This is a genomic window from Shouchella rhizosphaerae (genome assembly GCF_900142675.1).
Taxonomy (GTDB): domain Bacteria; phylum Bacillota; class Bacilli; order Bacillales; family Bacillaceae_D; genus Shouchella; species Shouchella rhizosphaerae.
Genome location: NZ_FRBS01000002.1, coordinates 364,331 through 379,333, shown reverse-complemented (window position 1 = coordinate 379,333; position 15,003 = coordinate 364,331). Strand labels below are relative to the sequence as shown.

Sequence of the window (15,003 nt, the reverse complement as noted above, 5' to 3'; positions counted from 1 at the left end):
AAAGCAGGGGGATTGATCATGAAAATTAGCGAAGTCGCCAAAACGTTAAATTTGCCTATCTCGACCATCCGTTACTACGAAAAAATGGGCATCGTTCCGGAACATTATGTGACCAGGGACGAAAAGAATTATCGCCATTATGATGAAACAATCATCCACCACCTTCAAGTCGTCAAAACGCTCTTAGCAGTTGGCTTTTCCATTGGTGAAGTGAGGTCGATGATTGAGCGGAACGGATTTACAAAGGAAGAGCATACTCGCATACTCCAAGCGAAAATTGAGGAAATCGAAGAAGCACAAAGGAAATTAGAGCAGTCTAAGCAATATCTTTACGACATCCTCGCCTCAGATATCTCATGTGAAAAAGGGTTCGGTCAGTTGGATTAGCATTTACAACCAACCTTACAACAAGCCAAGGGTTAAGCCGGTACTCGGACATCATATTTATTTGCTTCATATTTTGCTCAAAGTAAAGGCACTTGATTTTTTCCATACAAATAAAGCTAAAGGAGAGGAAGAGATGGAGTATACCGTTCGACAAATGATAAAAGACGATTGGGAGCAAGTCAAATTCATTTACGAAGCCGGCATTGCCACAGGAAATGCCACGTTTGAAACTCAGGCGCCCACCTATGAAAAGTGGCGCACTAGCGCCCATCCCGAATGCTGCTTTGTAGCTGATGACGGTACTTCTGTCTTAGGATGGTGTAAAGTAACTTCAGTATCAGATCGATGCGTGTATGCTGGTGTAGGCGAGGTGAGTGTGTATGTCCATCCTGAAGCTAGAGGAAAGGGGATCGGAGACGTCCTTCTCGGAGAATCCATTAAAAGCTCGGAGCAACAAGGATTTTGGACTTTACAGGCAGGAATTTTTCCAGAGAATGCCCCTAGCTTACACTTACATAAAAAACATGGCTTTAGAGAATTAGGAAGACGCGAGCGGATTGGAAAAATGAACGGAATCTGGCGTGATGTTCTTCTATTAGAGAGAAGAAGTATGACAATTGGAATTGATTAATAGCAAAAGCCGACTATGTCTAACTAGGAATAATCGGCTTTTTCTTATAAAGTTAACACTCTTTTTTAGCAATCTCCTGCTTTGACAGCAATGCCATGGCGTTCAAGCTCTCCTTTGAGCTGCTCGGCAAATGCGACCGCATGTGCGCCATCTCCGTGAATACAAACGGTTTGTGCGTCAATCTCTACATCGGTGCCTTGCTGTGTCCGCACTTTTCCTTCCTGTATCATCCGCAGCACTTGTTCAGACGCTTCCTTTGCATCGGTTATTAGAGCGTTCGGGGCACGCCTTGATGTTAGACTGCCATCTGCTTGGTACGTGCGATCCGCAAACACTTCGCTTGCCGTTTTCAACCCTGCTTTTTTCCCAGCAGCAATTAGGGCGCTTCCAGCCAGTCCATAAAAGACCAAATTGGGATCAACATCGTAAACGGCGTTGGCGATTGCCTCAGCTAGTGCCTCGTCAGCTGCAGCCATATTGTATAAAGCGCCATGTGGTTTGACATGATGGAGCTTGCCTCCTTGCGCTTTCGCAATCGCCCATAAAGCGCCAATCTGGTATACGACCAGTTCATACCCTTCTTGTGGGGAAATGTCGATGTTTCTACGCCCAAAACCGCCAATGTCAGGAAGGCCTGGGTGTGCGCCAATCGCGACACTATGTTCCAATGCACGTGCAACCGTTTCCCTCATCACATGGGCATCGCCTGCGTGGAATCCGCACGCAATGTTGGCTGATGAAATGTACGGCATGATTTTTTCATCGTTCCCTATCGTGTAGGCGCCGTAACTTTCGCCTACGTCGCTATTTAGATCAATGGCATTCATCAATGTCTCCTCCTTATGAGCTAGTCCATAACGTAGCGATGCCTTCTAATGCGATGTACCCTGCCGCTCCAGTAACAAGTACGGTAACCATCCCGAAAACCAATAATGGTGTTGGATGATGATAGTCGCCGACAATTTCTTTTTTGCGTGAGGCGATTAAGATTGTCGTCAATACGATTGGCAAGATCAATCCATTTAAAGCACCAGCCACGATCAATAACGTAACCGGCTGGCCGATCGTTAAAAAAATGCTTGCCGAGATCGCGATAAATCCGGCAATAAACACGCTATTATATTTAGAAAAAAGTGGATGGAATGAACGTAAAAATGAAATGCTTGTGTACGCACAGCCAATGACAGAACTAATGGCGGCAACAAACAGAACCAGCCCGAACATATAATAGCCTGCGTCGCCTAGAACGACCAAAAATGCGGTTGCCGCTGGATTGCTTGCATCGAGGCTAAAACCTGCAGACACAACGCCGAGCACTGCGAGAAACAAAAATGTGCGCATGATGATTGTCGTGACAATGCCAAGCGATGCTGCCCTTCCGACAAAGTGGACGTTTTCTTTTCCAGTAATCCCGGCATCAATAAGGCGGTGCCCGCCAGCAAAAGAAATATAGCCTCCGACCGTTCCGCCAACAATCGTCACAATTGGCAATAGCAACGCCAAAGCGTCATCTGGTATAAATGCCTTTATAAGCGCCTCTTGATAAGGAGGGCTTGTCCGCACCATAACAAAACCAACCATGACAAGCATCACTACACCACATATTTGCATGACACGGTCCATAATCGGGCCAAAGCGCTTAACTAAAAAGAGCCCGATTGTTAATGCCGCGGCAATGAGGCCGCCTACACTTAAAGGCAAGTTAAAAAGGACATTTAACCCTAAGGCAGCACCGCCAATATTGGCAATATTAAAGGCAAAACCACCAAACAAAATTAAACCGGCAATCACATAACCAAGCCCAGGCAGCAAGTTGTTCGCTATTTCTTGTCCACGCTTGCCTGAAACGGAAATCACCCGCCAAATATTCATTTGCACACCGATGTCAATAAGGAGTGACAATAAAATCGCAAATGCAAAACTAGCAAGGTATGTTTCCGTAAAGCTCGCCGTCTGCGTTAAAAAAGCGGGCCCGATTGCCGAAGTAGCCATTAAGAAAATAGCACCGCGCAAAAACCGGCTGCGCTCCTTTTCAGATAATCGTTTTTCCATTTAAACATCGGGCCTTTCATTTCAATTTGTGATGATTTGTCAAATGAATGTGCAGCAACCTACAACGCTTCTGCCGTTTGTCGTTTTTCACTTATCGTGCAAGCCATTCCGTCCATTTTAGCGCGATTCCAACCTTTCGTTGTTGCATCGCCATTTCCTGCTGCAAAAATAAATATTGCGCTTCTTCCAAAGTTATTCTTTCAAAAGAAAATGCATCCCCTGGCCGCATTTGCGCAAGCTTGGGCAAATCAACAGCAGCGACTTGCAACATTCGAGGATAACCACCTGTTGACTGCCGGTCAGCCATTAGTACAATCGGCTCGCCATCAGGTGGCACTTGTACGGTCCCAAACGTGACAGCTTCAGACAACAACTCCTCCTTTGTTTCACGTAAGAGCGGCGCTTCTCCCTGAAGGCGATAGCCCATTCGGTCGGAGTTGTTTTGAATCGTGAAAGACATATCAAACACATTCGTTTGGCTTTCTTTTGTAAACATTGAAAAATGGCTGCCAGGAATTGCCCGGACAACGTTCTCACTCAAAGATACAGAATCGCTCAATGAACCATTCACATGCCAATTCGAAACAAGGGGACAACCTTGCTTATCTGCTTTCTTTAGTAAAGGGGCAAGGTGCTTGGCAACCTTTCCAATCGGGAGAAGATCACCTTTTTCCAATTTCCTTCCTTCGAATCCACCAAGCTTGGCACGTAAATAGGTACTCCGGCTTCCTAGAACAGCAGGCACATCAATTCCACCGGCGATCGCTAAATAAGCCCTTGCTCCTTGCCTGGCCGTTTTAAAAGTAAGCTCTTGGCCAGCAGGGACAGAAATGGCCGCTCCTAACGGGTATGGTTTCCCTTCAATGTAGGGGGTCATTCCTTTTCCCGCTACACAAATGAGACTCGCTTGTTTAAATAGAATCGTAGGGCCGAGAAGTGTCATTTCTAAGCAAGCAGCGCCTTCTTCATTTTTAACTGCAAGATTGGCACTGCGGAGAGCTAGCTTGTCCATTGCCCCGCCTTCAACCACCCCTTGATGGAGATAACCTTTGCGGCCAAGATCTTGAACCGTCGTCAACAATCCCCCTTTTAAAATCGAAATGCTCATCGTCCCGCCTCTTTCATGTGTTCATATGTTTCCGCTGAAATCGCCTCAAACCGGACGCGATCTCCTGGAGCAAGCAAGCTTGGTTGCTTGCGCTCAGGGTCAAATAATACAAGCGGTGTTCTGCCAATAAGCTGCCACCCGCCAGGCGTTTCTAGTGGGTAGACACCGGTCTGGCCACCGGCAATACCAACCGTGCCAGCAGGAATCACCGCTCGGGGCTGTTTTCGTCTTGGCGCGGAAATGGCCGGGTCCATCCCGCCGAGAAACGGGAAACCAGGGGCAAATCCGATCATATAAACGAGGTAGTCACCAGCACAATGCCTGTTGATGACATCCTCGACGCTTAAATGATTATGGGCAGCAACCGCGGCTATATCTGGCCCATAGTCGCCGCCATAGCATACTGGGATGGCAATCGTTTTTCCAGGTGAAGCTTGTTCGCTTTCCCCTAAAGCATCAATCCGTTCCCTTAGCCAACATTCCACTTTTTCACAAATGCTGCTCCCTTTCATGGCTGCGCCAGCAACGTGGGCAGGGTCAAAAAATACCGTTACTCCCGTATAACTTGGGACTGCTTCAATATAGCCAGGAAAACGACGCTTGTCCAAGTCGTTCATCAACTGTCTTATCCGCGTATTGGTTGTATCACGAATGCCAGTGGCAAACGATACCGTCAACGCTCCTTCGCTTAAAGGATAAAATTGCAGGTGTTGTCCACGCATTTGCTCTCACTCCCTCATTTGCAGCGGTGGCCTCGCATTCGCAGATGTTTCAAAATAGTATATCATTCTTGCCCTTAGCAAAAAAGCGATTCAGCTACACAAAACGATGACTAAACTGGTTTAACATCAACAGACAACCTCATGCATATAAATAATGAAGTCATTCGTTTCAGGATTGTGTAGCAACAAGGAAGGATTTCGCAAAGGGAAAGCGAACCATTTACTTATCAATGTAAGCGTTTACAATTAACTGAGGAGGGACTTTCATGAAAAGATCGGTTAAACCGCTGCTTTTTATGCCGTTGCTGCTGCCGTTGCTGGCCACTGGAAGCTGTGCGAATGAAGAGGCAGTGACAACAAACGAAGTCGAACTAACATGGCTTGTCCGCAGCGACCCAAACTTAATTAAATGGGAGCACCGGGTCATTGAAGAGTTTGAAAAAGAGCATCCTGGAATTAAAGTCCGCTTACAGACGATTCCACAAGGGGAAATTGACCAAAAGTTGCAAACAATGATTGCTGGCGGCAATGTTCCAGACGTTTGGTCGCCAAACTGGGCTGATTCTGGCTTTGGTGGTTACCATAAGCTAGGTGCTTTAAAAGATTTAACGCCTTATATCGAGCAAGATCCAGAAGTGGTAGAAGGCATTGACGAAACATTGTTGGAAATTTACCGCACAGAGGAAGGAACTTTTGGGCTACCGATCTTATCGATGGGCTCTTTTCTTTACTACAATCGTGACTTGTTTGATGCGGCTGGCATCGAACCGCCGCCGACCGACTGGGAAGATAAAAGCTGGGACTGGGACGCAATGATTGAAGCAGCAAAAGCGATTACGGAAAACGATCTGCCGCCGACCCAGCGCGTTTACGGGATTTTGAATGACAATTCCCCTAACCGGGATGCATGGATGTTTGGCGGGGACTTATTTGCTGAGGAAACGTATGAAACAGGAGAACTAGTCGAGCCGACTGTGACAACCAACCCACGCAATTACGAAGCCATCCAAGCACGGTACGATTTGATTAACGAACACGAAGTGATGCCGCCGCAAAGCGAAGTGGCCGCACTTGCGCAACTAAGTGACCCATTTTTAAGCGGGCGCGTCGGCATGGTCATGAAAGGCGGTTGGGGGACACGCCAATACGCCAATACTGACTTAAACTGGGGGCTTGCAGCTTATCCTTATACAAACGAAGACCGGCAAATTCCCCTTTACGTCGACCCGTGGTCAATTAGCGAAGGCAGCAAGCATCCAGAAGAAGCATGGGAATTCCTCAAATTTTTAATGGACCCAGACAAAGCTGCTAAATGGATGGTCGAAATGACGTTAGAAAGCCCCGCTCATAGCGAATTGAAAGAACTTTGGTATGAACTGATTTCCGAGCGAACAGGCATTTCAGTGGATGATTTGCGCAAAGCAGATGAAGGCGCACTCAAATATGGACGCCCGACAGACAACCACTTAATTTCTAATTTTGCGCCTATCATGAAGCACCAAAACATGACCGTTAATGCTATTTACGACCGGCGCAAAGGCGTAGAGGAAGGACTGGAAGAGCTTCAGAACAATTTAAAGGCGCTAACTTATTAAGGAGGGATGATCGTGGCACAACCAACTTATCCAAGAGCGTTGTCAAAGTCAGCAAACAAAACCGTATCGATTGGGGCACGGCTTGAAGAAAAGTATTTTTGGCTGTTTATTTCCCCTTGGCTCGTCGGCTTTTTGCTATTTATTGGCGGACCCATTCTTGCATCGCTGTACTTTAGTTTTACCGATTATGCCATCATGGACACAGCCACTTTTGTCGGCTTGCAAAACTTCATCAACCTTTTTTCCGACCCGCTCTTTTATCGATCGCTGTTTGTGACATTCGCTTATGCAGCGCTAGCCATTCCATTTACGATGATCGTTGGACTGGGATTGGCGATGCTTCTAAACATGAAAATAAAAGGGCAAGCATTTTTCCGCACATTTTTTTATGCCCCTTCGATTATTTCTGGCGTCTCCGTCGCTTTTTTATGGATGTGGATTTTAAACCCCCAATTTGGCATCGTCAATTCCATTCTATATGAACTATTCGGCATTCAAGGGCCTGGCTGGTTTACTGACCCTTATACCGTCATTCCTTCCTTCGTGCTTATGCAGCTGACAGCAGTCGGCAGTACCATGATTATTTTTCTAGCGAGCCTGCAACAGCTGCCAAAAGAATTGTACGAAGCGGCGGCCATTGATGGTGCCGGGGCATGGCGGCGATTCCGCAATATCACTGTGCCGCTCATATCGCCTGTGATTCTTTTTAACGGGATCATCGCGCTCATTTCTTCCTTTCAAATTTTCACCCAAGCTTACGTCATCACGGATGGCGGCCCCGACTGGATGTCTTACTTTTACGTCTACTATCTGTTTGAAACGGCCTTTTTCCAAAATCGCATCGGTTACGCATCTGCACAAGCATGGATTTTGTTTTTAATCATTTTTGCGTTGACGTTCTTGTCCCTTTATGTGTCAAGAAAATCGGTCCACTATGAATATGACAAGTAAGGAAAGGAGGCTTTCTGATGAAAGGAATCTTTCGCAAAACCAATTACGCGCCTGGGGAGCTGTCCACCGCCGGTAAAGTTTTCACTTACGCTGCATTAGTCCTTGGCCTTGCTTTCTTTTTGTTCCCTGTATTATGGATGGTGTTTACGTCGCTGAAATCGTTGGAACAAATTGTTTCAGAGCCACTGTCTTTGCTGCCGAATAACTGGAATTGGAGCAATTACGTCGAGGTGTTTCAAAACCACCCTTTTGGCACCTATTTATGGAATACAACGTGGTACACAATCGTCACCGTTTGCGGCACTGTGTTCTTCTCTGCCTTCATTGCCTTTGGCTTTGCCCGCTTCCGCGCAAGAGGAAAAACATTTTTATTTGCCATCGTGCTTAGCACGATGATGTTGCCGCCACAAGTAACGATGATCCCACAATACTTGCTGTTCAATAAAATTGGCTGGGTCGACTCTTACTTGCCATTAACCGTTCCCATGCTGGCTGGCAGCGCCTTTTTAATCTTTTTGTTGCGTCAGTTTTATATGGGGTTGCCAAAAGAATTAGACGAGGCTGTCACTATCGACGGCGGCGGCTACTTTACGATTTTTTTCCGCATCATTTTGCCGCTGTCGTTTCCGGCAATGGCTACGGCTGCCATTCTTGAATTTATGTTTCGCTGGAATGACTTGATCGGACCGCTCATTTATTTGAACACGCAAGATTTGTATCCGCTTTCGTTAGGGCTCGCCAATTTTACCGCTGCTTATGCAGCAACACCGTGGCAGCTCTTGATGGCCGCCTCAGTGATGGCCGTCATACCGCCGCTCGTTTTGTTCTTCTTGGCGCAAAAATATTTCATCCAAGGTGTCGTCATTTCAGGGACAAAAGGATAAAGATTCAGGGAGAGAGCTGGCTTTATACGTTTTCGGCCAACTGCTCTCCCCTGCTTTTTTAATCGAACACCTTTTCATTAAGCGACAAGCCCTCTCCTTTCCCTGCATCTACATTCCTCGATTCCAGGCTTCCGACGCACGCTAAAAATAAAAATTTTTCCACTCTTCTTTAATGAGCCCCACTTCATGGCAGAGCGCCATTAGTTTTTGGATGCCCCAAAATTGGTCACGGTTGCGTTGGTGGAGTGTAGACAATGCCTGTTCCGTCATTTTCTGTGCTTCTTCCACACTGTGATGTTCAAGGGCGTGAACCACTTTTTTTATGTTTTCAAGAAAATAGACGGTCCGGCGCATCGTGCGAATCAATAAAATTTGGCGGATATGCATGGGCGTGAACAAACGATAGCCATTTTCGGGATGACGGTCTGGATGAATCAGCCCTTCTTTTTCCCAATGGCGGATAGCCGAAGGAGGGACTTCTGTCAGTGTCGCAGCCTCGCCAATCGTCATATGGCTTTTTAACTTCTTCCCTTCAATTGGCGATAAATCTGGATTGCGGAGCAAGGCAAGCGTTTGTTCTGCGACCGTTTTTTCGTTGTACAGCTGTGCCTGTTCTCCGCTAACAAGCCAAAAAGCCTTGTCCACGTCGCCATTCTGGACGGCACGGAGCACTTTTGCTGTCAACGGAAAACCAAAACCAGGAATCATAGCGCGGAGACAACGGAAATAGGCGAGATGTTCATTCGTATAAAGGCGGTACTGATTGGCCGCCCGTTCTGGCTGTGGAATAATCCCCCACGACTCATAATGGCGGAGTGCACTCGTGCTAATGTTCAGTTCACGCGCAATATCAATTGGTCGGTAATGCTTCATTGAAGCCCTCCTTGCAAACTCGTGTTTTCACTATACCAATTGGCCAACGTTCCCGCAAACCTTCTTACAAATCCTTAAAGTGCTACCATAATGTTTTTTTTCGGAAAATCGCTTTATATGGGAGAAACTTTCTTCAAACATTATCACTTGCATGACTGTTATAGAATAAAACTTGCTCCCTCTAAAAGGGCACAACCATTTAAGGAGGTTTTTGCATGAAGGATATGATCCGCATTCGCGGCGCACGGGAAAATAACTTAAAGAACGTGTCACTCGATATTCCAAAGCATCAGTTTGTCGTCGTTACTGGCCCCTCTGGATCGGGCAAGTCGACACTGGCACTTGACTTGTTGCAACGAGAATGCCAACGCCAATACATGGAATCGAACGGGGAATCAGGAGAGTCACTCGAAAAACCAGCTGTTGATTCAATCGACGGCCTGTCCCCGTCCATCGCCGTCAATCAGCACCGCACCAATCGCAATCCTCGTTCAACAGTTGGCACGGTGACGGATATGTATACGTATTTGCGTCTCATCTTTCAAAAGAAAGGCGAAAGACGGTGCCTAGACTGTCAAACACTGATCCCACCGCCTGTCGACGAGCAAGAGGCAATCCATTGCCCTGCCTGTGCCCGTGTCCATGAACCGTTAACAAAAGCAGCGTTCTCATTCAATACACCAAGCGGTGCTTGCCCTTCATGCAGCGGCCTCGGCACGGTGACAGACATCAACAAAGAAGCCGTCTTCCAGATGGACAAAAGCCTTGAAGAAGGCGCTGTCACCTTCTGGTACGATAGTGTCCGGCAATATTACACAGCTATCCTTGAAGCAGCGGGGCGCTATTATGAACTCGACATTCGCGGAAATAAAGCGCTCAACGCTTATAGCGAAGCTGAACTCGACTTGCTTTTCCACGGCGTAGAAAGCGACGCGTTTACACGCCATTTCCCCCATACAAAACCGCCTAAAACTGTAAGCAAAGGCAAATTCGAGGGTGTTTTGACTGGCATGTGGCGCCGCTACCAAGAAAATAACGGGCAGTCAGGCGAGGCTGCTTACTTTATCCTGCAAGAGTGCCCAAGCTGCAAAGGTGAGCGCTTAAAAAAGGAAACAAGGGAAGTCACCGTCTGCAGCCGAACATTGCCTAGCATTTGCAAAAGCTCCATTCATGATCTACACGAATGGATTGGCGACGTGCAACGTTTTTACAAACAAGCTGGTGACTCGTTGCTTCATACCGTTCTCCATGATTTGTCTGTCAAAGTGGAGCGTATAATCCGCATCGGCCTTGGCTATTTGTCTCTCGATCGCAATTCAGTCACACTTTCAGGCGGAGAAGCTCAACGGCTTCGCCTCGCCTCGATCCTAGGCTCGGGTCTCACAGGCGTCTTGTATTTATTGGACGAGCCTACAGCCGGACTCCACCCTAAAGACACAGATGGGCTGGTCGATATTATGAAGCAGCTCCGCGACTTAGGCAATACCGTACTCGTTATTGAACATGATGCACGTGTCATTGCTGAAGCGGACCATGTCATTGATGTGGGCCCGGCCGCAGGGCGGTTTGGCGGAGAAATCGTCGGCCAAGGAACGTTGGCCGAGCTAATGAATCAACAGGCTTCCATTACAGGTGCTTATTTAAAACGCGAGCGCCGCCTGCAAGGGGCAAAGCGGCCGGGAAATGGGAAAACAATCACCATTCACAAAGCCAACAAGCATAACTTAAAAGACGTCACCGCCTCTTTTCCATTGCAAACATTAACCGCAGTCACAGGCGTGTCGGGATCAGGCAAATCGTCACTTGTTTTCGATGTTCTCGCCGAGGCGACTCCGTCCCATTTTGAAGGCTGCCCACATATTAGCGGGCTTGAACAAGTTGACGCGATCATTCGCGTAGACCAAGCGCCCCTTTCCCGGATGCAGCGTTCCAATGTCGCAACGTACATGGACTTGTTCGCCTATCTCCGAAAACGATTTGCCGCATTGCCCGCCGCAAAAGAACGTGGATTAAACGCAAAAAGCTTTTCATTTAATACGCCAGGCGGACGCTGCGACCGTTGTGAAGGACTTGGCCAAGTTGCCGTTGACATGCATTTCCTTTCTCACTTGCAAGTAGAATGCCCCGTTTGCCACGGCAAACGCTTTAAAAAGGACGTACTTGCCGTAACATTTAGCGGCTATACCATTGCGGACATGCTAAACTTACGGATCGAAGAGAGTTTAGCGCTATTTGACGGCCAAAAAAAATTAACAGCGCTGCTCCAGCTCCTTTGTGAAGTCGGCCTTGGCTACTTGCAATGGGGCCAGCCAGTCACAACGCTATCCGGCGGTGAAGCACAGCGGTTGAAACTGGCAAAGGAACTGGCCAAACAGACAACAGGCCATACCCTTTACTTGCTGGATGAACCGACAACGGGCTTGCACCCTTCTGATATTGAAAACTTGTTCGTTTTACTTGGAAAGCTCGTTGATGCAGGCAATACCGTCGTCGTGGTCGAACATACAACAGAATTGATTGCCGCATCCGACTGGGTGATTGATATGGGGCCTGGCGGAGGAGACGCTGGCGGGAAAGTCGTTGCCATGGGAAAGCCACAAGACATTGCTCGCGAAAAAAGCTCATTTACTGGTGCCTTTTTAGCTCCTTATTTGTAATGACCAAAAAGAAGCTCACACGGACCATGTTGTGAGCTTCTTTTTTTGTTCGCTACAGGGCTTCAGGCATCGATTGCCGTTACAGAAAGATAGAACTTTAGCTAGTAAAGGGAATCCCCTTTCCATGCAATATGTTTAACTGACAGTCTCTAAAAGAGGCTACGAACAATAGAGACTAATGGAAAAACGTGCTATAATTTGAGAATAATAGCATAACGGTTTACTCAAGGGTGGTCGGCACACTCCCATGAAAGGGGGTGTTGCTGTATGACAGTATTTGAAGGAATTTCCCTTATGTTGACGTTCGGGCTACTGATCGTTGCATTGCTGTCCTTTCACAACCACAAAAAATAATCCACCCTTGAGTTAGCGGCTCAGGTGGATTATTCGTAACCATCGGCCGATCCCCCTTGCAGGGAACCGAGCTATTATTTGACTGAAGGTGCTGGAACACCTTCAGTCTTTTTACTTTACTCATTTCTTATGACCAGTATACCCTTTTTTTCAGGAAATGAAAACCTTGTTTAAACCCGACTGTTTTCAACATTTCAACCATTTTCTTCTAAGTCATAAGTTGACTCAGGGTGATTACTAAATGATCAAGCCCTTTAATTATTTGTACCTCTACTACCGAGATGGACAGACTGTATAAGACATTCCATAAAGTTCTGAAATTGTCTTCTTCGAGAGCTTACATATTAATACTTTCATTTTCTTTAATAAAGTTAGTAGCTTTTCGTCTACTTTGTACCACTCTATAAAACTATGCGATTTTGCTCTAATGTTGCAGGGAGCAAAGAGTCCTTTTTATGTTTTATTCTTCATTAATCCTGAAGTTAGTTTGTACGCACTATACGAAAGAGAGAATGCTCCTGTTATCCCTATAATTGGACCCACACTGTTAGAACTAAAGAAAATACCTACGGCAAACAGGACAACCCCTATGAATCCAATCAGTACAAGAATCATTGGGCTACGTTCGATCACTCTTCACCTCACTTAAGTTACGTCTTTTATCGCTCACACAGCCAACGTTGTGTGAGCTTTTATTTCGTTTGTTTATGTAACTTGCTTTTATTCGCCTGTGGATAATGGAAAAGGAGCCGAATTAAAAGCACGAGTATAAACACGATACTGATTCCAACCCAGATTTTAGCCCAATCCTCATTTACGAGCAAGCACGCACCGTAACCTAGGATCGGCAACGTTGCCGCAAAGCAAGCGATTTTATAAAGCATTAAAAACGTTAATTTCCGTTTAGCCGCTAGCGCGATCGCCCTTGCCAAAGCTGTCACAACCGCTAACAGGCTGTAAACAGAAAGGGCAAATAACGGAAAATACACAAACACAAAATAGACAAGGAACATAGGCAACGCCAAATCGGCAATAATTCCTTCGGACTGTAAAAATGTCTCAATAGACAATGGGATACAAACAAGGGCTGACAGCAAACCAACATATAAAAACGGGACGCCGATCCGTTCTTTGTTCAGTTGGAACACCGCCTGTCTTTGCGGAAGTCGGACTGCAAGCCGCACACGTTTTAAGAATGAGTTCATCGACAAGACCTCTTTGTAAAAGTTATCATTCGTTCCTTCTATTATACACGTACCTAAACGGATTGGCTGCCTCGATGCTGTTCTCCATTTAAAAGAAGAAGCCACTTTGTCCAATTCATTCGGAATTGGATAGAAAATCTAACGATAACAGTGATTTTCAATTATTTCTATCATATAGTTATTTAAATACCAGCTTGTGCCTAACTGGTACTGTCACAAAAGGGAGGCTATTATATGGAACGATCGGAATCCATCCCATTGAATTTCCAAGAAGTCGAACCGCCATTATCCACCCAAGAAGCGACAGATGAAGCAACTAGGTGCCTTTATTGCTATGATGCACCATGCATTACTGCATGTCCTACCGGAATTGACATCCCCTCATTCATTCAAAAAATCACAACAAATAATTTGACAGGCTCCGCTCGGACGATCATGGAGGCTAACCCGATCGGAGCCAGTTGCGCCAGGGTTTGCCCGACGGAAGAACTATGTGAAGGCGCGTGTGTCCTGAATCAGACATCGAAACCGATTATGATCGGCAAATTGCAGCGTTATGCGACTGACTGGGCGATCCAAAACGAGAAACCATTGTTTACAGCGGGCAAACGAAACGGACAGAAAGTAGCGGTTGTCGGCGGAGGGCCAGCAGGGTTATCTGCCGCGCGGGAGCTTGCTTTGCTTGGCTATGCGGTAACCGTTTATGAGGCAGAAACGGAAGCCGGCGGCCTTGATACGTACGGCATCGTCTCATTCCGTCTGCCAAAGCGCATCTCTTTATGGGAAGTCGAACAGGTCAAGTCTCTCGGCGTCTCCATTCAGACAAACACGCGTATTGGAGTCGACCTTTCTCTTGCAGAGCTACAGCAATCCTTTGATGCTGTTGTTTTAGCGGTTGGCATGGCAAACGTACCCCCTCTCGGCATTCCCGGCGAAGAACTTCATGGTGTTTATGATGCCATTGATCTTGTAAAGGCAACGAAGTCCACCACGTTGCCCCAACAATTCCAAGGAAAGCGAGGCGTTGTCATCGGCGCCGGCAACACAGCGATTGATGGAGCCACATGCGCCGTCCGTTTAGGGGCGGAAAACGTCAAAGTTCTGTATCGCCGCACAGAAGCAGAAATGACTGCTTACCAATTTGAATATGAGTTTGCCAAACAAGATGGCGTTGAGTTTCGCTGGCTTGTCTCCCCTATCGCTGTACTTGGTGATGAAAAAGGGCGCGTAACGGCTTTGAAATGCGCCGAAATGGCTTTGACTGAGGCAGATGAAAGCGGACGAAGAACACCGATTCCAACAGGAGCGACATTTGTCATCAAAACAGACTTTATCATTAAAGCGATTGGGCAAGCGCGCCATCGTTGGCTCGAAGACGTTGGCATTGCTACACACAACGGTGTTATTTCAATTGACCATCACTATGAAACATCTGTAAAAGGCGTTTTTGCCTGCGGCGACGCGATATTCGGCCAAGGGCAAGGTGAAGCAATGGTAGTTGCGGCTGCCGAACAAGGGAAGCAAGTGGCGTACGCAATTGATAAAAAACGACGCAGCCAACGGGCTGAAACGAGCGCATAAGGA

At 46.8% G+C, this 15,003-nt stretch carries 14 protein-coding genes; 8 read left to right on the top strand and 6 right to left on the bottom strand.

Annotated elements, in window-relative coordinates:
* Positions 1-18 precede the first annotated feature (18 nt).
* Entirely contained in the window at positions 19-387 is a 369-nt protein-coding gene (locus BUC05_RS07895) for a MerR family transcriptional regulator (RefSeq protein ID WP_011248604.1), read from the top strand.
* A gap of 133 nt (positions 388-520) precedes the next feature.
* Positions 521-1,018: a GNAT family N-acetyltransferase gene (locus tag BUC05_RS07890; RefSeq protein WP_011248605.1), complete on the top strand. Its 498-nt coding sequence runs from the start codon at positions 521-523 to the stop codon at positions 1,016-1,018.
* Positions 1,019-1,083: 65 nt separating this feature from the next.
* Here the strand turns inward: BUC05_RS07890 and BUC05_RS07885 are convergent, their stop codons facing one another.
* The 4 genes from BUC05_RS07885 to pxpB all read right to left on the bottom strand — a co-directional run bounded on the left by BUC05_RS07885 (position 1,084) and on the right by pxpB (position 4,900).
* On the bottom strand, positions 1,084-1,845 hold the full coding sequence (locus BUC05_RS07885; protein ID WP_073304502.1) for a LamB/YcsF family protein: 762 nt from the start codon (positions 1,843-1,845) through the stop codon (positions 1,084-1,086).
* A gap of 13 nt (positions 1,846-1,858) precedes the next feature.
* Positions 1,859-3,070: an NRAMP family divalent metal transporter gene (locus BUC05_RS07880; RefSeq protein WP_073304500.1), complete on the bottom strand. Its 1,212-nt coding sequence runs from the start codon at positions 3,068-3,070 to the stop codon at positions 1,859-1,861.
* A gap of 91 nt (positions 3,071-3,161) precedes the next feature.
* Complete coding sequence (locus tag BUC05_RS07875; RefSeq protein ID WP_073304498.1) at positions 3,162-4,178, bottom strand: 5-oxoprolinase subunit C family protein; 1,017 nt, start codon at positions 4,176-4,178, stop codon at positions 3,162-3,164.
* The gene (pxpB, locus tag BUC05_RS07870; RefSeq protein WP_011248609.1) at positions 4,175-4,900 is read right to left on the bottom strand and encodes a 5-oxoprolinase subunit PxpB; all 726 of its coding nucleotides are present in this window, start codon (positions 4,898-4,900) and stop codon (positions 4,175-4,177) included. Before pxpB ends, BUC05_RS07875 begins: the two co-directional genes overlap by 4 nt.
* 266 nt (positions 4,901-5,166) lie before the next feature.
* On the opposite strand from pxpB, the gene BUC05_RS07865 reads away from it, so the two are divergent.
* From BUC05_RS07865 to BUC05_RS07855, 3 genes are read left to right on the top strand one after another with little or no spacing between them, the layout of a single operon-like run.
* Positions 5,167-6,495 (top strand): ABC transporter substrate-binding protein, encoded by a 1,329-nt coding sequence (locus tag BUC05_RS07865; RefSeq protein WP_035206156.1) that lies wholly within the window; start codon positions 5,167-5,169, stop codon positions 6,493-6,495.
* A gap of 12 nt (positions 6,496-6,507) precedes the next feature.
* Positions 6,508-7,446, top strand: coding sequence for a carbohydrate ABC transporter permease (locus tag BUC05_RS07860; protein ID WP_084140037.1), 939 nt, complete (start codon positions 6,508-6,510; stop codon positions 7,444-7,446).
* Between the two features lie 17 nt (positions 7,447-7,463).
* On the top strand, positions 7,464-8,330 hold the full coding sequence (locus BUC05_RS07855) for a carbohydrate ABC transporter permease (protein ID WP_073304494.1): 867 nt from the start codon (positions 7,464-7,466) through the stop codon (positions 8,328-8,330).
* A gap of 141 nt (positions 8,331-8,471) precedes the next feature.
* Here BUC05_RS07855 and BUC05_RS07850 read toward each other — a convergent pair whose 3' ends face one another.
* A complete protein-coding gene (locus BUC05_RS07850) occupies positions 8,472-9,203 on the bottom strand; it encodes a MerR family transcriptional regulator (RefSeq protein ID WP_073304492.1) in 732 nt (243 codons plus the stop codon).
* Between the two features lie 215 nt (positions 9,204-9,418).
* Between BUC05_RS07850 and uvrA the strand changes: the two genes are divergently transcribed.
* Positions 9,419-11,860 carry an excinuclease ABC subunit UvrA gene (gene uvrA, locus BUC05_RS07845; protein WP_073304490.1) on the top strand — a complete coding sequence of 814 codons (2,442 nt, stop codon included), beginning with the start codon at positions 9,419-9,421 and terminating at the stop codon, positions 11,858-11,860.
* Between the two features lie 267 nt (positions 11,861-12,127).
* Positions 12,128-12,214, top strand: coding sequence for a putative holin-like toxin (locus BUC05_RS22040; RefSeq protein ID WP_220557514.1), 87 nt, complete (start codon positions 12,128-12,130; stop codon positions 12,212-12,214).
* A 692-nt stretch (positions 12,215-12,906) separates the two neighbouring features.
* On the opposite strand, the gene BUC05_RS07840 is transcribed toward BUC05_RS22040, so the two are convergent.
* Positions 12,907-13,419 carry a hypothetical protein gene (locus BUC05_RS07840; RefSeq protein ID WP_011248614.1) on the bottom strand — a complete coding sequence of 171 codons (513 nt, stop codon included), beginning with the start codon at positions 13,417-13,419 and terminating at the stop codon, positions 12,907-12,909.
* 234 nt (positions 13,420-13,653) lie between these two features.
* Between BUC05_RS07840 and BUC05_RS07835 the strand changes: the two genes are divergently transcribed.
* Positions 13,654-15,000, top strand: a complete 1,347-nt coding sequence (locus BUC05_RS07835; protein ID WP_011248615.1) for an NAD(P)-dependent oxidoreductase — start codon at positions 13,654-13,656, stop codon at positions 14,998-15,000.
* Positions 15,001-15,003 lie beyond the last annotated feature (3 nt).

What these genes read in the sequence shown, in the direction of transcription:
- BUC05_RS07895 (WP_011248604.1), top strand. Translation starts at nt 19, where the DNA reads ATGAAAATTAGCGAAGTCGCCAAAACGTTAAATTTGCCTATCTCGACC.
- BUC05_RS07890 (WP_011248605.1), top strand. Translation starts at nt 521, where the DNA reads ATGGAGTATACCGTTCGACAAATGATAAAAGACGATTGGGAGCAAGTC.
- BUC05_RS07885 (WP_073304502.1), bottom strand. Translation starts at nt 1,845, where the DNA reads ATGAATGCCATTGATCTAAATAGCGACGTAGGCGAAAGTTACGGCGCC.
- BUC05_RS07880 (WP_073304500.1), bottom strand. Translation starts at nt 3,070, where the DNA reads ATGGAAAAACGATTATCTGAAAAGGAGCGCAGCCGGTTTTTGCGCGGT.
- BUC05_RS07875 (WP_073304498.1), bottom strand. Translation starts at nt 4,178, where the DNA reads ATGAGCATTTCGATTTTAAAAGGGGGATTGTTGACGACGGTTCAAGAT.
- pxpB (WP_011248609.1), bottom strand. Translation starts at nt 4,900, where the DNA reads ATGCGTGGACAACACCTGCAATTTTATCCTTTAAGCGAAGGAGCGTTG.
- BUC05_RS07865 (WP_035206156.1), top strand. Translation starts at nt 5,167, where the DNA reads ATGAAAAGATCGGTTAAACCGCTGCTTTTTATGCCGTTGCTGCTGCCG.
- BUC05_RS07855 (WP_073304494.1), top strand. Translation starts at nt 7,464, where the DNA reads ATGAAAGGAATCTTTCGCAAAACCAATTACGCGCCTGGGGAGCTGTCC.
- BUC05_RS07850 (WP_073304492.1), bottom strand. Translation starts at nt 9,203, where the DNA reads ATGAAGCATTACCGACCAATTGATATTGCGCGTGAACTGAACATTAGC.
- uvrA (WP_073304490.1), top strand. Translation starts at nt 9,419, where the DNA reads ATGAAGGATATGATCCGCATTCGCGGCGCACGGGAAAATAACTTAAAG.
- BUC05_RS22040 (WP_220557514.1), top strand. Translation starts at nt 12,128, where the DNA reads ATGACAGTATTTGAAGGAATTTCCCTTATGTTGACGTTCGGGCTACTG.
- BUC05_RS07840 (WP_011248614.1), bottom strand. Translation starts at nt 13,419, where the DNA reads ATGAACTCATTCTTAAAACGTGTGCGGCTTGCAGTCCGACTTCCGCAA.
- BUC05_RS07835 (WP_011248615.1), top strand. Translation starts at nt 13,654, where the DNA reads ATGGAACGATCGGAATCCATCCCATTGAATTTCCAAGAAGTCGAACCG.